The 26957-nt window shown below is 39.3% G+C and carries 20 protein-coding genes and 1 tRNA gene; 13 read left to right on the forward strand and 8 right to left on the reverse strand.

The genetic code is table 11. The features are described 5' to 3' along the window. Positions 1 to 15 precede the first annotated feature (15 nt). The 6 genes from HMPREF1535_RS06970 (at position 16) to HMPREF1535_RS06990 (ending at position 8522) form a co-directional block, all read left to right on the forward strand. Positions 16 to 609 carry an RNA polymerase sigma-70 factor gene (locus HMPREF1535_RS06970; RefSeq protein WP_046145692.1) on the forward strand — a complete coding sequence of 198 codons (594 nt, stop codon included), beginning with the start codon at positions 16 to 18 and terminating at the stop codon, positions 607 to 609. Between the two features lie 70 nt (positions 610 to 679). Next, positions 680 to 1702, forward strand: coding sequence for a FecR family protein (locus HMPREF1535_RS06975; protein ID WP_046145693.1), 1023 nt, complete (start codon positions 680 to 682; stop codon positions 1700 to 1702). Between the two features lie 237 nt (positions 1703 to 1939). Next, entirely contained in the window at positions 1940 to 2911 is a 972-nt protein-coding gene (locus HMPREF1535_RS25055) for a SusC/RagA family TonB-linked outer membrane protein (RefSeq protein WP_052716664.1), read from the forward strand. A gap of 13 nt (positions 2912 to 2924) precedes the next feature. Then, positions 2925 to 5321 carry a SusC/RagA family TonB-linked outer membrane protein gene (locus tag HMPREF1535_RS06980; RefSeq protein WP_244275617.1) on the forward strand — a complete coding sequence of 799 codons (2397 nt, stop codon included), beginning with the start codon at positions 2925 to 2927 and terminating at the stop codon, positions 5319 to 5321. Positions 5322 to 5333: 12 nt separating this feature from the next. Further along, the gene (locus tag HMPREF1535_RS06985) at positions 5334 to 7046 is read left to right on the forward strand and encodes a RagB/SusD family nutrient uptake outer membrane protein (protein ID WP_046145694.1); all 1713 of its coding nucleotides are present in this window, start codon (positions 5334 to 5336) and stop codon (positions 7044 to 7046) included. Between the two features lie 6 nt (positions 7047 to 7052). Beyond that, positions 7053 to 8522 carry a sulfatase family protein gene (locus tag HMPREF1535_RS06990; RefSeq protein ID WP_046145695.1) on the forward strand — a complete coding sequence of 490 codons (1470 nt, stop codon included), beginning with the start codon at positions 7053 to 7055 and terminating at the stop codon, positions 8520 to 8522. Between the two features lie 668 nt (positions 8523 to 9190). Here the strand turns inward: HMPREF1535_RS06990 and HMPREF1535_RS25340 are convergent. After that, entirely contained in the window at positions 9191 to 9427 is a 237-nt protein-coding gene (locus HMPREF1535_RS25340; RefSeq protein ID WP_187386421.1) for a helix-turn-helix domain-containing protein, read from the reverse strand. Between the two features lie 150 nt (positions 9428 to 9577). Here HMPREF1535_RS25340 and HMPREF1535_RS07000 point away from each other — a divergent pair, with 150 nt between their 5' ends. The 4 genes from HMPREF1535_RS07000 (at position 9578) to HMPREF1535_RS07015 (ending at position 16857) form a co-directional block, all read left to right on the forward strand. After that, entirely contained in the window at positions 9578 to 10138 is a 561-nt protein-coding gene (locus tag HMPREF1535_RS07000; protein ID WP_046146448.1) for an RNA polymerase sigma-70 factor, read from the forward strand. A gap of 77 nt (positions 10139 to 10215) precedes the next feature. Next, positions 10216 to 11145, forward strand: a complete 930-nt coding sequence (locus HMPREF1535_RS07005; RefSeq protein WP_046146449.1) for a FecR family protein — start codon at positions 10216 to 10218, stop codon at positions 11143 to 11145. A 201-nt stretch (positions 11146 to 11346) separates the two neighbouring features. Continuing rightward, positions 11347 to 14808 carry a TonB-dependent receptor gene (locus HMPREF1535_RS07010; protein WP_052716667.1) on the forward strand — a complete coding sequence of 1154 codons (3462 nt, stop codon included), beginning with the start codon at positions 11347 to 11349 and terminating at the stop codon, positions 14806 to 14808. 27 nt (positions 14809 to 14835) lie between these two features. After that, positions 14836 to 16857, forward strand: coding sequence for a RagB/SusD family nutrient uptake outer membrane protein (locus HMPREF1535_RS07015; RefSeq protein ID WP_046145697.1), 2022 nt, complete (start codon positions 14836 to 14838; stop codon positions 16855 to 16857). A gap of 204 nt (positions 16858 to 17061) precedes the next feature. Here the strand turns inward: HMPREF1535_RS07015 and HMPREF1535_RS07020 are convergent, their stop codons facing one another. The 4 genes from HMPREF1535_RS07020 to HMPREF1535_RS07035 all read right to left on the reverse strand — a co-directional run bounded on the left by HMPREF1535_RS07020 (position 17062) and on the right by HMPREF1535_RS07035 (position 21089). Beyond that, the gene (locus HMPREF1535_RS07020) at positions 17062 to 17784 is read right to left on the reverse strand and encodes a hypothetical protein (protein WP_046145698.1); all 723 of its coding nucleotides are present in this window, start codon (positions 17782 to 17784) and stop codon (positions 17062 to 17064) included. Between the two features lie 164 nt (positions 17785 to 17948). Then, a tRNA-Ile gene (locus HMPREF1535_RS07025) sits at positions 17949 to 18022 on the reverse strand. 80 nt (positions 18023 to 18102) lie between these two features. Further along, a protein-coding gene (gene prfB, locus HMPREF1535_RS07030) for a peptide chain release factor 2 (protein ID WP_121719448.1) occupies positions 18103 to 19228 on the reverse strand; the annotation gives its coding sequence in 2 pieces (ribosomal slippage) (positions 18103 to 19164 and positions 19166 to 19228; 1125 coding nt in all). 52 nt (positions 19229 to 19280) lie between these two features. Next, positions 19281 to 21089, reverse strand: a complete 1809-nt coding sequence (locus HMPREF1535_RS07035) for an AMP-dependent synthetase/ligase (RefSeq protein WP_046145699.1) — start codon at positions 21087 to 21089, stop codon at positions 19281 to 19283. A 220-nt stretch (positions 21090 to 21309) separates the two neighbouring features. On the opposite strand from HMPREF1535_RS07035, the gene HMPREF1535_RS07040 reads away from it, so the two are divergent. From HMPREF1535_RS07040 to HMPREF1535_RS07050, 3 genes are all read left to right on the forward strand, one after another. Then, entirely contained in the window at positions 21310 to 21636 is a 327-nt protein-coding gene (locus tag HMPREF1535_RS07040) for a PadR family transcriptional regulator (protein ID WP_009860753.1), read from the forward strand. A 12-nt stretch (positions 21637 to 21648) separates the two neighbouring features. Then, complete coding sequence (locus HMPREF1535_RS07045; protein WP_009860752.1) at positions 21649 to 22746, forward strand: PspC domain-containing protein; 1098 nt, start codon at positions 21649 to 21651, stop codon at positions 22744 to 22746. Between the two features lie 285 nt (positions 22747 to 23031). Further along, entirely contained in the window at positions 23032 to 24150 is a 1119-nt protein-coding gene (locus tag HMPREF1535_RS07050; protein ID WP_046145437.1) for an IS110 family RNA-guided transposase, read from the forward strand. A 528-nt stretch (positions 24151 to 24678) separates the two neighbouring features. On the opposite strand, the gene HMPREF1535_RS07055 is transcribed toward HMPREF1535_RS07050, so the two are convergent. The 3 genes from HMPREF1535_RS07055 to HMPREF1535_RS07065 form a co-directional block, all read right to left on the reverse strand. Next, entirely contained in the window at positions 24679 to 25074 is a 396-nt protein-coding gene (locus HMPREF1535_RS07055; protein WP_009860751.1) for an HIT family protein, read from the reverse strand. Positions 25075 to 25085: 11 nt separating this feature from the next. Beyond that, complete coding sequence (gene greA / locus HMPREF1535_RS07060) at positions 25086 to 25556, reverse strand: transcription elongation factor GreA (protein WP_009860750.1); 471 nt, start codon at positions 25554 to 25556, stop codon at positions 25086 to 25088. A 194-nt stretch (positions 25557 to 25750) separates the two neighbouring features. Continuing rightward, a complete protein-coding gene (locus HMPREF1535_RS07065; protein WP_044214987.1) occupies positions 25751 to 26908 on the reverse strand; it encodes a TlpA disulfide reductase family protein in 1158 nt (385 codons plus the stop codon). Between the last annotated feature and the right edge of the window lie 49 nt (positions 26909 to 26957).

The raw sequence follows: 26957 nt of genomic DNA on the forward strand, positions 1-26957 counted from the left end.
GCTTAACCTACAAATATGGAAACGGGAGAAAAACTACAATTAATACGATCATTGAAACGAGGTGATAATCATGCATATAAACATATATATGATCATCATTATACTTTGTTATGTAAGATTGCCTACGAATTTCTGAAGGATGACTTTCTTTCAGAAACCATTGTGGATGATGCCATTTTCCATCTTTGGGAAATCAGGGAAACAGTCAATATAACCACCTCCCTCCGTAGCTACCTGGTCCAGGCTGTACGTAACCGCTGCATAAACTATCTGAATCTGGAAAGAGAAAAAAGGGAAGTTCGCTTTTCCGTTATCGACCAGCAAAACGAATGGATCAATTCTGTTTTCTCTTCGGATGATTACCCGCTGGCAAGACTTCTGGAAAATGAACTCGAACAGGAAATAAAAAATGCTATCGAAAGATTACCGGATGAATGCAGGATCGTTTTTCAAAAAAGCCGGTTCGAAGAGAAACGTTATGAAGAAATAGCCAGAGAATTAGGTATTTCCGTCAATACCGTCAAGTACCATATTAAAAACGCAATATCCCGTCTGAATGCCGATTTAAGCAGGTATTTGCTTATACTCTTCTGCTGTTTCTGTATTTAAAATAAAAAATTTGTCCGCCCACACTACCCTCCCATTCTTTTCAACTGTCATATAAGTAAGAACATAACAAATGAAGTCCACAAACACACATATCGAGATAGATGAACTGATCGCAACATACCTTTCACAAGGTTTGGAATCGGAAAAACTGTCTGAACTGGAAAACTGGCTCAAAGCATCCCCGGAAAATCAGAAACATTTCCAACAGATGCGTGAGATCTGGTTCTCAACAATCAGTGCAAACGAAGAAGAACGATATAATAAAGAAGAAGCATACAGCCGGTTCCTCAACAGAATCTGCCAAATACCTCAAGAAGAGAAAACCGTCAAAAAGCTATCTTTACATAAATTCTTTTATGGGGCAGCTGCCGTCGCACTTCTCTGTCTTATTTCCTTCGCTTCCTACCGGACCGGTACCGAACAGGTAAAGAAACAATTCGCCGAAATGGTCGTCGAAGCTCCGTTAGGGTCAAAAACAAGATTATATCTTCCGGACGGAACCTTGGTATGGCTGAATGCCGGTTCGACAATCACCTATTCACAAGGTTTCGGCGTAGAAGAACGGAAACTGAAATTAAGTGGTGAAGGATATTTCGAAGTGACACGCAATAAACAATTACCTTTTGAAATCACGACAAAAGAATTGCAATTAAGAGTGTTAGGGACTAAATTCAATTTCAGAAATTATCCGGAAGACGAAGAAGTGTCCGTCAGCCTGCTGGAAGGAAAAGTGAGTTTAAGAAACTATCTGAAAAACGATGCCCTTTGTTATCTGGAACCCGATCAGAAAGCGATCCTGAACAAGAAAAACGGCAAACTGATGGTTTCCGCCTCCGAAGCACGGTATACAGCGGAATGGACCAACGGATTCCTGTTCTTCGACGAAGAATTGCTGCCGGATATTATCAAAGAACTGGAAAGAAGTTATAACGTAAAAATACACCTGGAAGACAATTCACTGGAAACATTCCGTTTCTACGGAAACTTCGTCAGAAAAGAACAGACTATCCAGGAAATATTAGAAATGTTAGCTTCGACTGGAAAACTAGAATACAGGATAAATGAAAGAGACATCTATTTATCCGCCAAATAAAAGTCTTTATTTAATACTTATTTATTAACTTAAAATTGAATCTATATGAAAAGAAGAGACCCTGGTTAGAACGTAAAAACCGAGTTCGATATAAAAAGAACCGGAGGATCTGCACAATCCTCCGATTCAGATATCCGGACTCCATTCACTGCGAATTCCGAAAGTATTGACAAATATAGTAAAACTTTACTTCCGGTATTAAAATTTCTTGTTTAAAACAACTAATTCTAATTACTTATGAATATCAGAAAGAAGGCCATATATATGGTCCTGGTGATGTTTTGCCTGAATTTAACAGTGTTTGCGCAAAACATAAGCCTGAATTTAAATAATGTGACGGTTAAAAAAGCCATTGAAACATTGAAAGAGACAAATGGCTATTCCTTTGTTTTCGCCTCCGGGGACATAGATACCCGGAAAACCATTTCAATAGCAGCAACTGATAAACCCATATCTGAAGTTGTAAAACAGATACTAAACGATCAAACATTATCCTTTGAAATAAAAGGGAAAAATATCATTGTAAAAAAAGGAACCGATACAAATCTCCCAGATGATAAAAAACAAAGAATCTCCGGTGTTATCACTGATGCAAACGGCGAACCGGTGATAGGTGCGAACGTAATTGAAAGTGGAACCGTTAATGGTACGATTACAGACCTGAACGGCAAATACTCACTGGAAGTATCACCCAATTCCACCCTTCAAATCACTTACGTCGGCTACGACACGCAGGAAATTAAAATAGGAGGACAAACAACAATCAATATTGAACTGAAGGAAGATTCGCAAGCCCTGGAAGAAGTGATTGTTGTCGGCTATGGTGTTCAGAAAAAAGTCAACCTAACAGGAGCCGTATCGCAGGTATCCTCCAAAGTATTGGAGAATAGACCAATTACAAATCTGAGCCAGGGACTGCAAGGCGTTGTCCCTAACCTGAATATCAATAACTCCGATGGCAATCCGAATTCCACCGCAAAAATGAATATACGCGGGGCCGCCACCATCAGCGACGATGCCACATCTCCTCTCATCCTGGTAGACGGAGTACAAATGACACATTTCAATATGTTGAATCCGGAAGATATCGAGAGCATCTCCGTCTTAAAAGACGCTTCTTCGGCAGCTATTTACGGAGCAAGAGGGGCTTTCGGTGTTATTTTAATTACAACTAAAGGGGGGGAAAGCAAATACAAAACCGGTCATTGAATACTCTGGAAGTATCCAGTTCAATACGCATACTTATCTACCCGATATGTTAAGTGCGGTAGATTATATGGATGCGTCCAACGAATCTTCATTCAACAATTCCGGTAAAAACAAATATACGGATGAGCAAGTACAATGGGTGAAAGATTATAATGCCGACCCGGTAAATAATCCGATCTATCATGTATTGGATAACGGTAAAATCTTTTGGAACGGAGGAAATGACAATTATGCACAGATGTTGAGTAAATGGTCGCCAACGCATAAACATACAGTCAGTGTAAACGGTGGTTCCGAAAAAATCAATTTTTACGCATCGGCTGGTATGATGCATCAGGACGGAATGTTCAAAGATTATACCGACGTATTCAAACGTTATAACTTCCTGACAAACGTCTCTGCAAAATTAGTTGAAAATTTCCGACTGGGATTTAAGGCTACTTATTCACAAACAATCTATGACGAACCTCATCGCTATACGACAAAAGGCTCCAGCTGGTGGGAACAAATGACTCGTGGCGAACCGCAAATTCTTTATCCGATATATACTCCGGAGGATTCTCCCGTGGGTGGAGGTATTCCTACCGAACATTTTTATAATTTCCTGGCAAGCGGCTCAAGAAACAACACCAAACGTGAAGACGCGACCTTTCTGATTAACGGAGAATGGGATATCATAAAAGGATTGAAACTGAAAGGGGATTTTAGCTACCGTACAACGAATTACAGGAATAAAGACATTCAGAAAGAATTCTCTTATATCCGTGATTCGTGGACTACACAAAACAGCGCGACATATCCATCCTTCATTTCGGATGAGAACCGCCATACCGATTATTTCGCAGGAAACATCTTTATGGACTATACAACAAATATCAACCAAAAGCATAATATTTACGCTTTGATCGGTTTCAACCAAGAATGGGAATTATACCGCATGTCGTCCATAAAAAAAGAAAATCTGGTATCAATGGAAGTTCCGTCCATCAATTTAGGGACAGGTAATATAATCGGGAAAGATTCCGAACAGGCCTGGGCTATCCGGGGTGCCTTCATGCGTTTTAAGTATGATTATAAAGGTAAATATCTGTTTGAGATGAATGGACGTTACGACGGTACATCCAAATTCCCCCATAGTTCACGCTTCGGATTCTTCCCATCTTTTGCCGGTGGATGGAGAATATCAGAAGAGAATTTTATGTCCTCAACCCGTAATTGGTTAAATGACTTAAAAGTACGCGTTAATTACGGAAGTCTTGGAAACCAAAATGTTTCAGGCGTATATCCCTATATCTCCACATTCGACGTAACACAACAAACACAATATATATTAAACGGAAATCTTCCTATTTCGGTCACAGCCCCCGGCCTGGTTGCTTCCGACCTTACCTGGGAAACTGTAAAAACGTTGAATTTAGGTGTCGATATCACTTTATTGAATAAACTATCAGCCAGCTTTGACTGGTTCGACCGCCGTACCATCAACATGCTGACCGAAGGTGACAAACTACCGTCTATTTTAGGAACAGATTCACCACGCCGTAACAATGCAAACATGAAAACAAACGGTTGGGAAGTCTCCTTAAGATGGCAAGATGCATTAAATAACGGTATCAATTATGATGTAAGTCTGATCCTATCCGACTATGTCAGCAAAATTACTAAATACGACAACAACCCCAGTAAACTATATGAGACCTATTATGTAGGCAAAACGATCGGTGAAATATGGGGATATGAAACCGTAGGCATCTTCCAGTCGAAAGAAGAAGTCGCAGCTTCTGCCGACCAAAGTCAATTAGGCAATGGTAGTAAATGGGGTCCCGGAGATGTGCATTATGCCGATCTAAATGGTGACAAAGTCATCAACTGGGGCGACAAAACCGTAGACAACCCAGGAGACACTAAAATTATCGGAAACACAACACCTCGTTATCAATTCGGTATCACAGGTAACATTGCCTGGAAAGGTTTCGATCTCAACATTTTCATTCAGGGGGTAGGAAAACGGGATTTCTTTCCGAGCGGAAATTTCTTTTGGGGACAAATCAACAATGCCGGAGCAGTCGGTACCTATGAAGTCTATAACAATGCATGGCGTGAAGATAACCCCAACGCTTTATATCCTATCTGGAAGGCCGGATCAGCCGGATATAATGCAAAAACTCAAACACGTTTCTTGCAAAGCGGTGCCTATGCCCGTTTAAAGAACCTGACATTGGGTTACACATTACCAAATGCTCTGACTTCTAAATTATACCTGAACAGGCTAAGAGTCTATTTTTCCGGACAGAATCTATGTGAAATCACAAATATTAAAGGTGGATTCGACCCGGAAATCATAGGGAATGTCGGAGAATATTATCCGCTACAACGTTCTATTTTGTTTGGTCTTCAAATAACACTATAAAGAAATATCAGTATGAAAAAGTATAAATATATAACAAACACACTTCTAGGAATCATACTTTTAGGAGTATGCTCCTGTAATAATGATTTCATGGACCGCTATCCTACTACCAGTATCAGCGACGAGAATTTCTGGAACTCTGAAAAAGATTTGGAAATTTACTGTAACGGACTCTACACCTTTATTGAAGGACACGCCTCGGGCCATACAAAAAGTCCTTTACTGACAGGAGATAACCAGAGTGATAATATGGCTCCCCAGGATTATAATATCATAGCTGCGGGAGAACATGTCGTCCCCGCCAAAAGTGGAGATTCAGACTGGAACTGGACTTTTACCAGAAAATGTAATTATTTCCTGAACCGCTACCAGAAAACCCCGATCAAAGAAGATGTGAAAGACGCGTATGCCGGAGAAATAATGTTCTTTAAAGCATGGGATTATTTCAAAAAAGTCAAACGATATGGCGATGTACCCTGGATATCCAAAGATCTGAATGTAGACTCTGAAGAATTATATGGTCCGCGCGACTCCCGGATTATCGTCATGGACTCTGTCCTGCATTGTATAGACTGGGCGATAAGTAAATTACCAGCTTACGAGAAAGCCTCCCCCAACCGTATTAACCGCGACGTAGCCTTGGCTTTAAAAGCCAGAATATGCCTGCATGAAGGGACATTCAGAAAATATCATGGAATAGAAAACCATGAGAAATTCCTGAAAGAAGCCATGACTGCGGCAAATACGCTGATAACGGAAAAGCATTATTCCGTCTATAACACAGGCGATCCGGAATGGGACTATCGGACATTGTTTTGCTCTCTCGATTTGAAAGGAAACCCGGAAATGATTTACTATAAAGTATATGAACTTGGATTGCTGGGTAATCGAACGAGTAATTTTATTGAAGGCGGAGAAGCTAATTTAGGATTCAGTGTATCCAAATCTTTAATAGAATCTTATCTTTGCAAATGTGGAAAACCTATATCCTTATGTAAGGAACATTATCTGGGAGATGACAGCATACAAAGCGAACTTCTAAATCGTGACCCTCGACTAACACAAACGGTTTGTTATCCGGGAAAAGATTTACAACGTGAAACATTAAAACCGTCTATCCCGGGTTCTAACATTGCAACTGGTGTGATTCCCACAGGATATCAGATCATTAAATACTGGGTAGATGACCGTGAAGAATATCTCCGTTACCAAAACGGTATTCTGGATGCTCCGATTTTCCGTTATGCAGAGACATTGCTGATCTATGCAGAAGCAGCTGCCGAACTGAATCTATGTGACCAAAACGTTTTGGATAACACAATCAACCTGTTGCGAAAAAGAGCCGGAATGCCTGATATGAGAATCGAAACATTGGAAAAAGATCCTGCATCCGATTTCCCGGAACTCCCAGTTTTGATTGATGAAATCAGACGCGAACGGAGAGTTGAATTTGCACTCGAAGCAATGCGTTACGATGACTTGATGCGTTGGAAAGCGGGTAAGCTTTTGGAAAAAACGGTACGGGGAATGAAATTCGTACAGTCCCAATACCCGACAGTCGTAGTTGGTAAACATATCGACATAGATGAGAATGGTTATATTCTCCCCTATAAAAAGATTTTACCGAACGGACGTAAGTTTGACGAATCCAAACATTATTATTTCCCGTTACCGACTGAAGAGCTGGTACTGAACTCAAATCTGAAACAGAACCCAAATTGGTAATAAAATATGAGAAAAATCTTCATTCCAGTTTTCACACTGGCCTTATCAACGGCATGCTTGGCGCAATCTAAAAAGAAAGCGCCGAACGTCCTGTTCATCCTTGTCGATGACATGCAAAGTACGTGTATCCACGCCTATGGATGCGATCAGGTTCATTCACCCAATATCGACCGGATCGTAAATAATGGCATATCATTTACCCGGACATACACCAACGGTTCGTTAGGGGGTGCCCTGTCGATGCCCAGCCGGGCAATGATTATGACCGGAAGAGGGGTTTATCAAGTCATTCAGGACGGTGCCCGGATACCGGAGCAACATGTTACTCTTCCCGAGTTATTGAGGCAAAACGGATACACCACGTTTGCCACCGGAAAATGGCATTCGGATCTTAAGTCTTTCAACCGCTCTTTCGAGAAGGGAGAAAATATTTTCTTCGGAGGAATGCATTCTTATCAGACAAACGGACATGTATCTCCACGCCTCTATCATTACGACCCGGCAGGCGACTATGCAGGCGAACCATTTACCGGAAAAAAATTCTCTTCCGAGATGTTTGCCGATGCGGCGGTAGAGTTCCTGCAAGGACGGAAAAAAGAGAAATCTCCATTCTTCGCTTATGTCGCTTTTACCTCGCCTCATGATCCGCGTATGCAACATCCGGATTATGCACAGAATTATAAAGCTGATACATTGAATTTACCAATTAATTTCTTACCTCAGCATCCGTTTGATAACGGAGATATGAAAGTACGCGATGAAGTCTTATCTCCTATTCCACGAAACACTCAAACCATACAGAAAGAGTTAGCCGGATACTACGGTATGATCAGCGAAGTAGATACACAGATCGGACGGATTATACAGGCACTAAAAGAAAGCGGGCAAATGGATAATACCATCCTTGTGTTTGCTTCGGATAACGGATTAGCAGTCGGACAGCACGGTTTGCTGGGTAAACAGAATTTATATGATCACAGCGTACGTGTTCCTTTAGTTATATCTGTTCCCGGCCTAGAGAAAGAAAAAGGAACAAAAAAAGATGTAAACTGTTATCTTTACGACGTATATCCAACACTTTGTGACTTGACAGGCACACAGCCGGCTCCGTCCGTCACCGGAAAATCTTTACTACCAGTTATCAAAGGGGCAGATAAACACAGAGACTGCCTGTTCCTTGCATACAACAGCATTCAACGCGGATTGGTGAAAGATGGCTGGAAATATATCATCTATAATGTCGGAGGCTTCAGAACTGAACAATTATTCGATCTGAAAAACGATCCCTGGGAAATGGTCAATCATGCCCAAGAACCGGCTTACGCCTTCAAACTTGGAGCCTACAAAAAGTTATTAAAAGAAGAAATGGAGAAAAATAACGATTTTTGTAATCTAGATGATTTTTTCTGGTGGGGAAAAGGAGAAATGCTCCCTTGGAACGAAGGGAAAAAGCTCTACACAGACCCGGATAAATAAACACAAATTGCTACATTAAAAGTTTGTTTATTATAAGCTGGCAAATCAAATACGGAGATAGAAAAATGCAGATAGTCTCCGTATTTGGTTGAGTATAAACATCGTTCAATACAAAAAATCTTCTTTACTAAAAGAATCACAAAATAGCATAAAGATAGAATAAACAGCATTACTACATCTTCTTGATCAAAAAAATGCACAAAACAATAACAGTACCTAAGCTATTAATATCACTTCTAGAAGAATAAAAAACACATATTTTAACACCAGCTCCAGATAAAAAGATCACAAACCTTCGTTTAGACCCCAATTGACATGCAGTTAAAACGAAAAAAATTCGTTTTAACCGAGATTGAAATTCGTTTAAACACAAAATTATATCAACTACAGTAGATTTTTCAACAAAATCCATTTTCCAAGCATTGATTTTGTATGTTAAACAGCATATTTACAACTCTAGAAGAAGAAAAAATCAAAATACAAAAACACACCAACAAAGCCCCTTTTAAAGACAAACAAATCCGTTTTACATATATATTCTTTCAGTTTAATCATCAAAAGCTTAATAATATTATCTATATGGATATGGCCCAAACATTTAGAACAGCTTCTATGAGAACCAACCCCACCCCTACCCTATACAGCCTCGGTAAATCAATGATAAATTATCATTTTAATGATTGTTTTTCAATTCGATTAAAGAATTCTGATAAAGATATCTGAAAATAATCGCATAATACTTTTAATGTACTAACAGTTATATTATTTTTTCCTTGTTCCAAACGTCCACAATGTATATCAGTATCAAGATAAACATCTTCCTGCGACAAATTCCGGGAAAGCCGAAGCTCTTTAATCTGCCGTGCTATTTCTTTTATTAACAAATCATTCTTAATGTTCTGCATGATTCAAATTACAGCAGCTTTTTTTACTTTTTCAATGACATATATGTCATATATCACAAAAAGCATTACCTTTGCTAAGAGATATTGATTATGGGAAGAAATATTGTAATCTTCAATTTTTATATATCTTTACCCCATCAATCATTCGATATGGAGAACATTTCAGAGATAAAGGAATTTAACAAACTGTTTTCGAACTATCAGGGAATTTTCATCCGTTTTGCTAACACTTATATTCAGGATGAAGATACCGCCGAAGATATAGTGGTCGACAGTTTGGTATATTATTGGGAAAACCGGCATTCTCTCAGCTCCAATTCGAATATCCCGGCTTATATCATGGAAGTAGTCAAACATAAAAGCCTCAACTACCTACGTAATCAACGAATCCGGGAAGACATCGAACAGAATCTCTGGACCCACATGGACAGAGTCAGGAGACTAAAAATCACTACACTGGAAGCTTGCGATCCGGAAGAACTATTCAGTTCGGAAGCACAACGCCTGATAGACGAGACATTAGAAAGTCTACCCGAAAAGACACGCACTATCTTTATTATGAGCCGGTATGAGAATAAAACTCATAAAGAGATTGCCGAATATCTCGACTTATCAACTAAAAGCATTGAATTCCATATATCCAAAGCTCTCGGCGTATTAAGAAAAAGATTAAAAGATTATCTCCCGTTCTTTCTTATCTTCCTGAATTAATTAACAACGACCTTGTTTTTATTGAAAAAAGTAAGTTTTTCCATTAGGGATACATTTCACTTATGTGCTTACTATATATGGAAAGAAAAATACTATATCGTTTTTTCGAAGGAAAAGCATCTCTTGAAGAAGAAGAAGAGGTTTGCGACTGGACGGAAGCTTCTGAAGAAAACATGCAGGAATACATAAAAGAACGTAAGTACTTTGACCTGCTGCTTGTTCAGAACAAGAGAAACAGTACGCCGCATTCTTCTGGAAAAGGATATCTGTTAAACAACCTAATCAAATATGCAGCAGTTGTTCTCCTACTTATCATGTGTGGTTTGCAAGTCTATTATATAACAAAACCGGAGAAGAATTTTGAAATGAACACAATTATAGTACCGACCGGACAAAGAGTGAATCTTTTATTGTCGGACGGGACAAATGTGTGGCTTAATTCCGGTTCTAAAATGAGATACCCAGCCTCTTTCACAAAAGGCAAGCGGGAAGTAACACTTGATGGAGAAGGTTATTTTGAAGTAGCTAAAGACCTTAAAAGACCATTTGTTGTACAAACCGATAAATATGACATACAAGTATTAGGTACTAAATTCAATGTCGAAGCATATAATGATACTCCCCTATTTTCAGCAGCATTAATGGAAGGTTCCATACAGATTTCAGACAAGACAGAACCTTCAAATATAACCTTGTTACATCCTCAACAAAAAGCTAATTCTATAAATGGACAACTGGTTGTTGAAAAGATACAGAATTATGACATTTATCGCTGGAGAGACGGATTACTTTGTTTTGAACACATCGCGTTTAATGACCTGATGAAAGAATTCGAAAAGACATACGATATACAGATCATAAACGAAAATAAGAACCTGGATAACTATATTTGTAGTGGCAAATTTAGGATTTCAGACGGTGTAGACTTTATATTACAAGTTTTACAACGAGATGTCAAGTTCCGTTTCCAGCGAAATGAAAATAATACGATTATCTATATAAAATAATATGTTGAACCTTTAAATCATATTGCCTATGAAATAGCTCATAAAGAAAAAGCGATAAATGCGGGAACATCTATCGCTTCATGACTAACACAATTATTAACAACTGTATTAATCTCTAACAATTACAAAGTTATGAATAAAGTATCTTTGTCGGGACCCTATTATCTAAAAAAATCACGACATAAACATTTTTTCAGAATTATGAGAATAACCTCATTTTTAGCATTTGTATTGATATTTTCATTACATGCTGTCAATTCAAACTCACAAAATGCACGAGTCACTGTCCAGGCCACCAATACTTCTTTAAAAGAAGTACTGAATACGATAGAAAAACAAACTGATTATTTATTTGTATATAATATAAATGTAAATACCAGTCAGAACGTTGGTGTAAACGCAGTAAACCAACCTGTTAATCAGGTCTTAGATAATTTATTTAAGGAAATAGGATTAAGCTACGTAAAAGAGGGATCTTATATTGTGGTCTCTACCGTTGCAGAAAAAGCATCGGTAAATCAGCAGAAGAAACTGGTAGAAGGAACTGTGACTGATGCCAGTGGTGAACCTATCATCGGAGCAAACGTAGTTGAGAAAGGAACAACAAACGGAACTATCACCGATTTGAATGGCAAATTTTCTTTAGAAATAACGCCCGGAGCCTTATTACAGGTATCTTATATCGGTTATAATACCAAGGATATCACGGTTAGCAGCAATCAATCTATTCTGGCAATTAATTTATCAGAAGATACACAAGCAATCGATGAAGTCGTCGTTGTAGCTTTTGGTACACAGAAAAAATCCAACCTCACAGCAGCCGTCGCAACTGTCGATTCAAAAGCATTAGCAAACCGACCGGTAGCTAATGTCTCACAAGCGCTGCAAGGAATTTCTCCAGGATTAAATATCATTGCCTCCGATAAAGGAGGAGCCCTCAATGAAGCTCCTTCCATCAATATCCGGGGAACCGGCAGTATCGGAGAAGGATCCAAATCATCCCCCCTCATACTGATTGACGGGATTGAAGGCGATATGAACTTAATCAACACACAGGACATTGAAAGTATTTCTGTATTGAAAGATGCCGGTGCCTCAGCGATCTATGGCTCGAGAGCTGCATTCGGTGTTATCCTGATCACCACAAAGAAAGGGGAAGAAGGTAAAACTACAGTAAATTACAATAACAATTTGCGTTGGTCTACCCCTACTAAACTACCCTCCTTTCTGAACGGTTATGAGTTCAATACCTATTTCAATGAAGCGGCAGCTAACGCTGGTCTCGGAGCACAATACACTTCAGATGTTATGGAAAAAACAAGACAATTCATCGCCGGAGAAATTGACTATGCCACAGAATATGACTCCAACGGTATTTGGAAAAAGAATCTGGACTCCTGGGGAAATACAGAATGGTTTGGAGTTTATTATAAAGATTGGAGTTTCTCCCAAGAACATAATATAAGTATCAGCGGAGGGGGTAATAAAGTAAACTATTATATCTCCGGTAATTTCCAAAATTTAGGCAGTGACCAAAATTTTGGAAATGAAGACTACAAAAGATATGCATTCAATGCAAAGATAAATGCTAAACCTTTTGAATGGTTGGACATTAATGCTAATGTTAAATTCTCACGCAAAGATTATCAGGCTCCTTCTTACCAGATGAACCAGGTATATTATCACAGTATGCCACGCCGACGTCCTTCCAATCCGGTATATACTCCAGATGGTATCTTCAATAAAGAATCGCAATTAAATGAGATGGATCACGGAGGTATGTATTTCGAAGACCTGGACGTGTTGTACCAACAACTACAGTTAGTTGTTAAACCATTAAAGGATTGGCAGATAATAGCAGAAGCCAATTATCGTATCGACAGAACGGAAAAGCATACAGATGTTCAACTCATCATGGAAAAAAAAGAGGACGGTTCCTATTTTGCTATGGCCCGCGACGACGGTTATGGAGGACGGTCTTTTGTGAAAGAAGAAGCATTACGGACAAACTATTTTAATCCGAACGTATATACTCAATACAGTAAAGAGCTGGAAAACGGACATTCTTTTACCGTGATGGCCGGATTCCAAGCAGAATTAAACCAGTACAAACGAATTTATGCCCAAAGGGACGGAATTATTTCTCCTGAAATCCCATCATTAGGAAACACAACTTCCAGTACTGCATACGAAATGGGAAGCGACCTGAACGAATGGGCTACCGTCGGTTTCTTCGGACGTCTGAACTACAGTTACAAAGGCAGATATTTGGCTGAAGTCAATTACCGGTATGATGGAAGTTCACGTTTCAACCGGGAACAACGCTGGAATAGCTTCCCTTCTGTTTCCGTTGCCTGGAATCTGGCTCATGAATCATTTATGACAGAAAATCAGGATTGGGTCAATACTCTTAAAATAAGAGGCTCTTACGGTAACCTGGGAAACCAAGCGACAGAAGAGATTTATCCATTCTATTCGTCAATGATATTAGGAATGGGTACTGGCAGCTGGTTATTGAATAATCAAAAGCCCAATAAAGCAGAACCTGCCAAGCCCATATCACCGTTACTCACATGGGAAACAGTTACATCTTATGACCTCGGTTTGGATTTAGGAATGCTCAATAACCGATTGACCGGAACATTCGATTATTTCTGGCGAACAACCAATGATATGGTTGCTCCGGGTGAAGAGTTGCCAAACACTGCCGGTGTTACTCCTCCTTATACCAATAATGCTAAAATGAGAACAACAGGATGGGAACTCAGTTTAAATTGGCGGGATGTTTTGAATTCTGGTTTTAGTTATGGTGCCACATTGGTTCTGTCCGATAATCGATCAAAGATTCTCAAATATCCCAATACGACTAAAACGATCTTTGACAGCGATAACAAAGTTCGTTATTATGAAAATGCTATGCTCGGAGATATCTGGGGATACGAAACAATTGATCTGGCACGCACTGAGGAACAAATGAAAAATCATTTAGCCAGTCTGCCTAACGGAGGACAGGATGCACTAGGTTCTAACTGGGCTGCCGGTGATGTTATGTATGCCGATCTCAACGGAGATGGAAAAATCGATGGAGGAAAAGGAGTCGTAGGCGATTCCGGAGATAAAAAGATTATTGGAAATACAACTCCACGTTACAATTTCGGTCTAACCTTGAACGCTGCCTATAAAGGATTTGACATAAGTCTGTTCTTTCAGGGAACGATGAAAAGAGATGTATGGTTGACCGGACTCTATTTCTGGAGAGCTGACAATGGGTACTGGCAATCAACAGCATTGAAAGAAACACAAGATTATTTCCGTGCTGCGGATACGGATAGCTATTTTGGCCCGAATGTCAACGGCTATCTTCCACGCCCACTTTTAAGCGGAGATAAAAAAAACAAAGAAATCAGTACCCAGTATTTACAAAACGCGGCCTATATCCGTTTGAAAAATATGCAAATCGGATACACACTTCCACTTCAGGTTATAAACAAAATTAAAGTAAGTAATCTGAGAATCTTCTTATCTGCCGATAATATATTCACGATCAGCGGACTAAAAGCTGATGCCTACGATCCGGAAGTATTGGACGGATACGCTGCCGGTTCAGGAAAAGCGTCTCCGTTGAAAACTACGATCTCATGTGGATTAAGTGTTACACTATAATTACAGATACTTTAATATAGAATCAATATGAAAAAAGTCTATTATATATTAGCAACGGCTCTTTCTCTCATATCATGCAACGATTTTCTCGATCGTGAGCCTCTCGATAAGATCACTCCTGAAGTCTATTTCTCAACTTCAGAACAATTGGGGACTTATGCAATTACCTGTTATGCCTATAAGTTAAATAACAATTATACTTTCAATTCTAATAACAAAGATGGTTATGGGCTGGGAGTTTTCAAATTGGATAATAATACCGATGTACAGGTTGCCACGGAAGGTGATCAAGATAGATGGGTTCCGGGTATTCTTAAAGTAAGCGATGGTGACGGCGAATGGGAATTCGCAGAAATATACAACATAAATTATTTCTTTGACCATGCAATGCCCAAATACCAAGCAGATCAAATATCCGGAAGCAGAACGGATATAAAACACTATATCGGAGAAATGTATATGTTAAGAGCCAGGGCATATTTTGAAAAACTTAAAAAATTTGGCGATTTCCCCATCATTAAAACCAACATAAACATTGCAGATAAAGAAGCATTGGTGAAAGCAAACGAACGCCGTCCGATGAATGAGGTCGGACGCTTTATCCTGAATGATCTGGATTCAGCTATCATACTAATGTCATCTCCCGCTTCCGACGATATAAAACGTAACCGATTGACCAAAGATGCAGCATTACTTTTCAAATCGCGTGCCGCTTTGTATATAGGGTCATGGCTGAAAAATTTCAAAGGAACTGCTTTTGTTCCAGGAGGAAACGGCTGGCCGGGAGTATCAAAAGACTATAACTCAAATTTCAGTATCGATATAGATAACGAAATAAATTTCTTCCTCACAGAATGTATGGAAGCATCCAAAGAGATAGCCGATCGTATTCCATTAACCGAAAATACGCAAACAGATTATTCGTTTAGTAATAATCCATATGTACAAATGTACACAGATAAAGATTTATCAGTGTATCCGGAAGTTCTGTTTTGGAGTGCTACCAACTTAATCGGCGGAGGGCTGGGATATGGATTTGCTCATAGCAAAGGCGGATCAGGAAGTGGATATACCAAAGGTTATATCAATAGCTTCCTGATGAAGGATGGAATGCCTACCTATGCTTCTTCCTTATATGCCGGAGATGAAAATCTGAAAAATGTCAAACAAAACAGAGATAACCGGTTAGTTCAATTCCTCAAAATCAAGGATGAAGAACTTTCCATAAAATCGGATGGAAGCAAGGCCTTATTACCAGCTCCAATGATCCTGACAACCGCAGAGTATAAATCAGTAACAGGATATGACATAAAGAAAGGTCTGACAATGTCTGTCGACGATAAGACAGGTCCGGTACAGGAATCTGGTGTCATCGAATATAGGGCGGCAGAAGCATATCTGAATTATATCGAGGCTTCCTACATAAAAAATGGAAACGTAGACGGAACAGCAGAAAAATACTGGAAAGCACTCCGGGAACGTGCAGGAATTGATACAGATTTCCGCAAAACAATCCAGGTTACAGATATGGGAAAAGAATCTCACCTGCTCTCTGCATATACTGCCGGTCAGCTAATAGATGCCACCATGTATAATATCCGTAGAGAAAGGGCATGTGAACTGATGTCAGAAGGTTTCAGATGGGATGACCTGAGAAGATGGCGATCAATGGATCAACTGATCAACCAGAAATATATCGTAGAAGGATTTAAATTATGGGGAGAAATGCAAAATTGGTATGTAGACGAATCCGGACAGTCATTATTAAAATATACTGGCGGAGATGGTAGTTCTAAAGAGGCCAATGTATCGAGTCCGGCAAACAGTAATTATTTAAGACCCTATCAGATTGTAAAAGAGAATAACAATTTGTATAATGGTTACGGCTGGATGGCAGCCTATTATCTATCTCCCATCGGAATGAGCCAGTTCAACATAACATCTTCTGGTAATAGTGGAAATATAGACTATACCATCTCACCATTATACCAAAACCCCGGATGGCCGACAGAAGCCGGCGCATCTGCTGAAGCGGTAAATGGTTTCTAAAACATTTTGATCAAACGCAGAATTCTAGACTAAATCTTTTTATAAGAAACAATTTAGAATTCTGCATTTTCAACAAAATTCAAAATATGTAAATTAATCTACACTAGAACCTAAAATCATAAAAGGAGCAAAATATCATTATATCGTATCTCTTGTTTTATGATATAGCTTTACTTGCATTTCTGTAGTAACATTATAAAAAATTCACTCAATACTTCTGATCATAGTATGTTTTATTTCACTAGTTGGAATCAATTCTACTTGATCAGACTTCGAATTTCTTAGTATTACATATTTTGCTCCCCAAAAAACAATCTGTAAATCGCCACTCACCTTAAACAACTTATTATCATGCATTTCTATTATCACCGTAGAAGATTGTTTATTTTCCTTTTGAATACTAGCCCTTAAAATAAAATCATAGAACAAATGTAAAGAACACACAAATATACCAAATAATATTACACAATTTCTTAAGCTAAGAATATTTGAGAACTTAAATATTAACACTGCAAATACGAGTATTATAAGATATATACCTTGTGATAAAAAAAACAATATACCTATCACTAGGAGTAATATAATACCAATAAGACACCAACTTTTTAAGGTAAAAAGGTTTATATATTTACCCAATATGTCTTTTATCTTTTCTTTCTTTTGATCATAAACCTGATTTATAAAGTACGACAATACAAGCAAAGAAGCGATTAATAGAAACATAGACAGAAAAGCTGCTTCATTGACAGATGCCATCGGAAATAGAACATCTTCTATTGATAATATACTATAAGCATCTATATCATAACTTCTCAAAATTCGAGATATTACAAAAAAAGAGAAGTAATAATTTAACATTACCAACATAGACAGAAATGCAGGTATCGCAACAAAATAATCAATTGAAGTTTCTTTCTTTGTTTCCATATAACTTTTTATATTTAATACTAGTAAAATCAAATTCTAAGAAAAATATAGGTTAGGGTCTAAAATCAATTTTTTCAAAGCATATTATTCAACAATTATTAAGTCGCAAAATATCACAAGGTATAAAAAAAGCAATTGCAAATTATGCAATTGCTTTTTCAACGTGGTCCCACTTGGGCTTGAACCAAGGACTCCCTGATTATGAGTCAGGTGCTCTAACCAACTGAGCTATAGGACCGGTGTTTCAGAGGCTTGCTCTGAAATCGGGTGCAATATTACGACTTTTAATCGGATTCTGCAAGTATTCTTGTAAAAACTTTACTTTTCAGCTGCTTCCTCACCGCCAAATTCCATCAGGTAAGCCTTGATAAATTCATCGATCTTGCCGTCCATGACACCATTTACGTCGGAAGTCTGATAGTTTGTACGATGGTCTTTGACGCGACGGTCATCGAAAACATAACTGCGGATCTGTGATCCCCACTCGATTTTCTTCTTACCTGCTTCGATCTTTGCCTGTTCTGCCAAACGATGTTTCAATTCCTTATCGTACAGGATAGAACGCAACTGGCGCATCGCATTTTCACGGTTCTTCGGCTGGTCGCGCGTTTCAGTGTTTTCAATCAGAATCTCTTCCTCCTCACCTGTGTAAGGATCTTTGAATTGGTAACGCAAGCGTACTCCTGATTCTACCTTGTTCACATTCTGCCCACCGGCACCGCCTGAACGGAAAGTATCCCATGAAATAGCCGCTGTTTCAATCTTGACCTCGATCGTGTCATCAACCAGCGGAGTAACAAATACAGATGCAAAAGATGTCATTCGTTTTCCCTGTGCATTGTAGGGAGAAACACGAACCAGACGATGCACGCCATTCTCACTTTTCAGATACCCGAAAGCATAATCGCCTTCAATATTGATCGTGACAGTCTTAATACCCGCCTCATCACCTTCCTGTAAGTTCGCAATGGATACTTTATAATTATGGGATTCCGCATAACGCAAATACATACGCATCAGCATGGAAGCCCAGTCCTGACTTTCCGTACCACCGGCACCGGAATTGATCTTGAGTACACAACTCATCTGGTCTGCCTCGTCACGAAGCATATTCCGGAACTCCAGATTCTCTACCAACTCCAAAGCCTTGGCATAAGCCGCATCGACTTCATCTTCGGTGATAATCTCTTCTTTTACATATTCATAAGCCAACTGCAACTCCTCTGCTGCTGCATTTACCTCGTTGTAAAGTTCGATCCACTTCTTCAGTTCTCTTACTTTCTTCATCTGAGCCTCTGCCCGTTTGGCATCTTCCCAGAAACCGGGGTCCTGTGTACGCAGTTCTTCTTCTTCTAACTGGATGGTCTTACCATCTATGTCAAAGATACCCCCTCAGCGCGTTCTCGCGCTCCAACACATTCTGTAGTTGGTCTGATGTTATCATAATCTTCTTCTTATTTTAAATTTTGTGCAAAGATAGGAAATTAATTGTCAGTTTACTCTGCATACATCGCTTCAATCTCATTCGCATATTTTTGCAAAACAACCGGACGACGTAATTTCAATGTATCCGTTAACTCACGCCCCTCCATCGTAAAAGGCTGGGGAAGAAGAGTGAACCGTTTGATCTTCTCGTAAGAAGCCATATTTTTCTGATGTTCCTCTATATGCGACTCTATCAGGCGGATGATTTCATTACTGGCCAAAAGTTCTTCACGACTACTATACGCGATACCCTTCTTTTCCGCATATTCTTCCAGCAAAGCATAAGCCGGCACGATCAGAGCACTGACAAATTTACGCTGGTCGCCGATAACAGCAATCTGTTCGATATACTTATCGCTCCCCATCTCTATTTCTATTGCTTGCGGAGCTATATATTTACCATTTGAGGTCTTATAAAGGTCCTTGATGCGTTCCGTAAAGAACAAAATGTTTCCTTCCATACGTCCGGCATCCCCGGTACGGAAAAAGCCGTCTTCAGTAAATGACCGCGCATTTTCTTCCGGTTTATTATAATAACCTGTAGTAACTGTTTTACCTTTGACAAGAATTTCTCCGTTACTCTCGTCTATTTTAACTTCTACTCCCGGCATTATTTCACCGATCGAACCGAATTGAAAACCTATTTCCGGATAGAAACAAACTGTCGCCGTCGTTTCACTCAATCCGTACCCATAGACAATAGGAATATTAACGGACTGAAGGAATTCATTCACCGTATCGGATAGCGGAGCCCCTGCAACCGGAAATAAACGTCCTCTTTCAATACCCAGCACTTTTTTCAGTAGGGTAAAGACAGTCTTATCATAAAACTTAAATTTGGTTTTCAGGCAGAAAGGGGCTTCGATACCTTTATTCTTATATTCCAGATTATACAGACGTCCAGTCTCTATCGCATCCATAAAAATCTTCTTCATGAAAGGTGCCGAGGAATTGATTTTCTCATGTACTCCCACATATACTTTTTCCCAGAAACGCGGCACATTACACATCAGCGTCGGATGAACTTCCGGCAATGTTTTCTGGATCATCTTCGGATCCTGGTTAATCGCAATCTTCACCCCTTTATGCAGACAATAGCAAGTCCATGCCTTCTCAAAGATATGAGTCAGCGGAAGGAAACACATAGATGTATCCTTGTCATTAACCATCGGCAAGCGGATATCATGGATACGCATCGCTTCCAGGTAATTAAAATGATGAAGAACGACCCCCTTTGATTCACCGGTCGTGCCCGAAGTATACATAATAGTAGCCACATCATCAGCACTAGCCTCATTCATACGGATCTTTACAGTAGTCTCGGCATGTGCATTGTCGCCCAGACGCAGAAAGTCATCAAAATAAATAGAAGTCTTATCTTCCGGATTCAACTTAACGGCCGGATCAAAAATAATCAGACGTTTTAAGACGGCAGATTCTTTTTGTACCTTAAAGGCATTATTATATTGCAACTGTTCACCCACAAATAGCGTATGTATCTCCGCATCATTAATAATATATTCTATCTGAGCAGGAGAGTTAGTTGCATACATCGGGATAGAAATCACCCGGTTTCCGTATGCACCGAAATCTGTGAATAAACATTGCGGCATATTTTGAGAATAGATACCGATCTTTTCCTGTACTTCTATCCCAAACTCAGCCATAGCCTTTGCTGTAAGCATTACTTTCTCTGAGAATTCTCTCCATGAGATCTTTAACCATTTCCCGCTTTCATTATCACGGTATTTTAAAGCTGTACGTGAACCATACTTTTCAGCCTGTCTGTGAATTAACTCGGCATAGTGGTAATAAACCATAATTCTTCTTTTTGAATTGATACAACAAAAGTACGGGTTTCCTACTGAATAGCAACACTTTCGCTCCTTTTTTTACACACAATTGCACTTTTTGTGCAAAAATGGATTCAGAAATACAGGCAGACCGCCACCCGAAAGATGTTAAAATAGGATAATTACAGTAGCATGTATTGCATAGTACACAGGCAATACATATATTTGCAGCATAAAACTATAAGCGATGAATGCAGAGAACGTAAAATCACAGATGAGAAAGGGGACACTGGAATATTGTATCCTGTTGCTTCTCAAAAAAGAGCCGGCTTACACCTCTGACATTATTCAGAAGTTACAAGAAGCAAAATTGATTGTAGTAGAAGGTACTTTATATCCGCTCTTGACCCGTTTAAAGAACAGTGAACTGTTAAGTTATCAGTGGATAGAGTCTACGCAGGGACCGCCCCGTAAGTATTACCAACTCACTTCGAAAGGGGAAGAATTCCTCGGTGAACTGGAAAACTCCTGGCAGGAACTAAATGATACAATAAACCACATCAGAAACAATTAAAATTAGAAAACAATGAAGAAGACACTTACAGTTAATTTGGGAGGAACTGTTTTCCACATTGACGAAGATGCATACCAGTTACTGGATAAATATCTTTCTAATTTACGTATACATTTCCGTAAAGAAGAAGGTTCCGAGGAGATCATGAACGATTTCGAAATGCGTATTTCGGAGTTGTTCGGTGAACGGGTACGCCTGGGACATGAGGTGATCACGATCGAACATGTAGAAGAGGTGATCAACCGCATGGGTAAACCGGAAGAGATATTCGAGGAAGAGACTGAAGAAGAAAAAGAGAATGCTAAGAAACGGACTTATCAGGAACAGGTCATTACCGGCAAGAAAAAGTTGATGCGTGACCCGGACAACCGGGTAATCGGTGGTGTAGCAGCCGGTATTGCAGCCTATATGGGATGGGACGCCACCGCTGTCAGACTGGCAATGATTCTGCTGTTATTCATTCCGGTCGTACATTGGATGGCTATATTATATATTGTTTTATGGATGGTCATGCCGTTGGCCAGGACTGCCGCAGACAGATTGATCATGAGAGGTAAAAGCGTAACGCTCGAAACCATCGGACAAACCGTTACTGATGGATTTGAAAAAGTCAGCAATAACGTAAACGATTATATAAGTTCAGATAAACCAAGAAGTTTTTTTCAGAAAATAGCTGATCTATTTGTCACAGTATTCGGCTTCCTCTTAAAATTCGGAGCAGTCTTGGTAGGTATCATTTTGCTCCCTCCTCTCTTACTGGTTGTATTTATACTGTTTGTTGTAACGGTAGCCCTAATTGGAGGAGGTGCAGGAATGCTATACCAGCTTTCTCCTTTCGGAATGGATCTCTACAGCGGAGTCCCTGTTTATATGGCGGTTTTAGGCTGTATCGGTATCATCTTACTGATCGGAATACCTGCAATAGCATTACTTTTTGCCATATTCGGTCAATTATTCAATTTGAAACCATTACCTAATCCGGCAAAATGGACACTACTGGTCATTTGGATACTAGCACTTATTGGAAGTATCATTTACTTTGTAAACTTGGGATTACCGGCACTTAGTCCGTACTTATGGCATAACTCTAACTTTTCAATACATATATAGGGAGATAAAAAGATTTGTTTATAATTTGTGTGTTTAAAAAAGAAGGCCGCTCTGTCTCAGAGGGGCCTTTCTTCTAAGGTTAACAAATTTATGAGTAAAAACCACTAATGAATCATTTAAAAAACCACTATTTCTGCCGTTCTAAAACTATGCAGAAATAGTGGTTACAAACTTACATAAAAATTGAGATTTATAAGCGCGTCTAATAAAAATAAAGACCACTCCCTGCTGTTATTCCACCGACTTTCGTTATTTTAAAGTTGTAATACAAAAAAACTATATCTTATGGACAGAGTTTGTGGTCTTGATGTGCATAAAGATAGTGTCTTTATGTGTATTCTCACAGCAAACGGTGAGAAAATTGAAGATGTGTTTGGAACTTTAACACCGGAACTGGATCGCCTTCGTGACACTTTAGTCTCTCATGGTGTTGGTAAAGTTGCAATGGAAAGCACCAGTATTTATTGGGTTCCTATTTGGCGCATTTTGGAATGCGATTTTGATGTTAAATTGGTTAACCCTTATTTCATCCGTCAACTCCCTGGTCGTAAAACTGATATTAAAGATGCCCAATGGATTGCGACTGTTCTTCAGAAAGAGCTAATTAAGGGAAGTTATATTCCTGATTCAAAAATACAGGAATTACGTCAGTACAGTCGTCGTATCTTCCATTTGACTCGTCGCAAACAGCAAGCTGAATCTGCTATCGATCTAACGTTGCAACGTTGCAATATTCGTTTGAGTAATTATGTTTCTGATATTGGTTGTAAATCCATGCGTAAGGTGGTCAATGCATTAATCTGTGGTGAAACTGATTCTGAAGTATTAGCTCTGTTGGTTCACAAGCGTATTCGTAATAAACATTGTCATGAGGTTATTAAGTCGTCTTTGACTGGTATTGTATCTTCATCAGACAGAGACATGCTTAAAATGAGTTTGGAAGAAGTGGAACTTTATGATCGTCAGCTTCTTGAGTGTAAAGAGAAAATGCGAATAATTTGCGAGGGACATTATGCCGAGGAACTGGAAATCCTTCAAACAGCTCCTGGGATAAAAGAGGAAAGCGCTATGAGAATCATAGCAGAAATCGGTGTTGACATGAAAGCCTTTCTAACAGCATCAGCTTTAGTTGGCTGGGCTGGATTAAGACCGCGAAATGATCAAAGTGCAGGAAAGATCAAAGGAAGAAAGACTTTACATGGAAACAAGTATTTACGTGTTATGCTTACACAATGTGCATGGGGAGCCTGCAGGACTCAAACATCTAAATTTTATAGCAGATATCATACCTTGAAAAAGAGAATGAATCACAACAAGGCTTTAATGGCAAATGCTCGAAAGCTACTCGTTGTTATTTGGAATTTATTAGCTAAAAAGCAACCTTATATGCCATTGGTGAATTAATGGTTGCTTCTTAATGAGCGTTCCAAGACCCTTATATTTGTGGTGGAGTAAACCCCGTTTTTGCAAACTGGTATACAGGCACGCTCTGGCAAGGAATTGCGTCTGAGACAAACAAGCTCGAAGAGGAAATTATTTATCACTCTCTACATAGACAAAATGTAGGGACAGCTACAAAGTGATCTTATTTTAACGGGAGTTCGAAATAAGGTTAGTGTAACTTTTATTACACAGAAAATAATAAGAAAAAAGGGACCCTTATACAGACTCCCTCCCAAAGATCATACATTTCATAGTCAAGACTGTGGCAATGTTATCTCTTTGTGTTTTTCATAGTTAAAATCTTTTCGTCAAAGGACAGGTTTATTTTTCTTTAATACAAACTTTTTGTTATATTTTTACACATACATGTTATTAAACATGGCTTGACTGTTATTCTGAGGAAGGTTATGGTACTTATTTCGAACTCACGTTTGTTTATTTATAGAGGAAATATACGTATTATTTCCAATAAAAAAAGCCTTTGACCAATTATTTGTACGCTTTTTTTATCAAGGCAGCTACCGCTGCCAACTCATCCTGAGTTATTGTCATTTTTTCGCCTCCAAAATACATATCCGATTCCTTTGTTATAGGGATTAAATGGATATGCGCATGAGGCACTTCCAATCCCATTACAGCTATCCCTACACGCTTGCAGGGAATAGCCGCTTCCTGAGCACGGGCCACACGCTTGGCAAAAGCCATCATTCGCCCTAACAATGCGTCTTCCAGATCAAAAATATAGTCAATTTCTTTCTTCGGAATCACTAAAGTATGCCCTTTTGCAACCGGATTAATATCCAGGAAGGCGAAGAATTCTTCGTCTTCCGCAACCTTATGGCAGGGTATCTCGCCAGCCACTATTCTACTGAATATTGTTGCCATATCTTATTGTATTAAATTGATATATCCATTATTTCAAAAGTCATCAATCCGGACGGAACTTTGATTTCCACCACGTCTCCGACTTTCTTTCCCATCAGTCCTTTTGCAATCGGTGTACTCACGGCAATCTTTCCTTCTTTCAGGTTTGCTTCCGAATCGGAGACCAATGTATATGTCATTACCATATTATTCTTCGTATTTTTGATCTTCACCTTATTCAGAATCTGAACTTCGTCAGTCTGAACACGTGATTCATCTATCAGACGTGCATTAGATATCAACCCCTTCAACTGGGCCAGTTTTGCTTCCATAATGCCTTGAGCCTCCTTTGCAGCGTCATATTCTGCATTTTCAGACAAGTCACCTTTATCCCTGGCTTCAGCAATCTGGGCAGAAATTTCAGGACGCTTCACGGTTTCCAAATAGTTGATTTCAGCTAAAATCTTATTGTAGCCGTCTTCTGTCATATAACTAACAGCCATACTAAATCCTCCTAATTATTGATTTAAAAATTAATATTTATTACTGCATAATAAAAAAAGAATCCCGACCAACAACCTGGCCGGAACTCCTTTTTCTCTTTATTTTAGACATTGCAAAGATAAGACATCTTTTCAAAATGCACAAACCCTCACAAGTGCTTTACAACATATAAATCTGATTGTTAGCTACTATATTAAAGTACAGCTTTTACATCTGCCGCCAGATTTTTCACGTCATCCACCCGTTTAACCAGATTACCTTTGCGGTCAAGGATGAAGATCGCCGGGAGTTGTTTCACATTATACAATCCGGCTATCTGAGAGTAGACAGACTGCGGATCACGAACAGCTACCCAAGGCAGGTTTGATGCCGCATTCTTCCAGAAGTGAGCATCAGAGTCCAGAGACACCTGATAAATATCCAAACCCTGACTATGATACTGCGTATATAATTCGCCCAAAGCCATATTCAATGCCGGAGACCATTCAGCCTGATAAGCTGTAAAATTAATAATAACCGGCTTTCCCTCCGCCACAGAAGATAGTTTAACCACCTCCCCTTTCAGGTTCGGCAATTCAATATCCAGAAAACTCACTTCAGTCGTTTTCACATCATCCAGATTTACTGGACGCTGTGCACGAAGCACCTTCATAGACTGCAAAGTCAGGTTGTAAAGATGTTTCGAACGCGGACTTCCCGGATAGAAATGATCGTAACTGGTAGCCACTGCTCCGTAAGCCTTTACATCATTTCTGTCATAGAGGTCAAAGAACAATAGTCCGTCGATCTGCTGAAACAAAGCAAAATAAGCTGCTGTCGACATCGGGGCTGCATAAATATATTTACGGGCTACATCCTTATAAGCCTCTGCTGTTTCCAGGATTCTTGCACGGTATGTCGTATCAGCAATATGCTTATCCTCATATTCTTTACGTAAACGACCGATCGCCTGGTTCGCATCCAACTGTGCCAGGGTGATCGCTTTGATCGCTTTACTGTTTTCAGATCCTTCAACGGAATAAGAAGTGGCAAACGTTCCGGCATCAGCAGCAAAAGTAACTGTCTCAACCGAGTCGATCGCAAAATTTATCAATTGATTATTCAGACGCAAACGATAAAAATCCGGAAATTCCGGACGTTTATGGGTAAACTTGAATTTACCGGCAGCAGTCAGTTTCACCGAATCCAACAATTCGATATTTGATATGCCCACATTCTCCAGATACATTGTCTGACCGTCGGCTCCGGATACAACTCCCTTCACTGTAAAATCCGATGCCTTGTTACATGCAGTAAACAACAGCATACAAATTCCGAAAATAACCAGTAATTGCGCAGATATTTGTTTCATCCTTTTTTCTTTACAATGTTCGTAATTCCGATGCAAATATACATTATTT

Source organism: Parabacteroides goldsteinii DSM 19448 = WAL 12034, assembly GCF_000969835.1.
GTDB lineage: Bacteria > Bacteroidota > Bacteroidia > Bacteroidales > Tannerellaceae > Parabacteroides > Parabacteroides goldsteinii.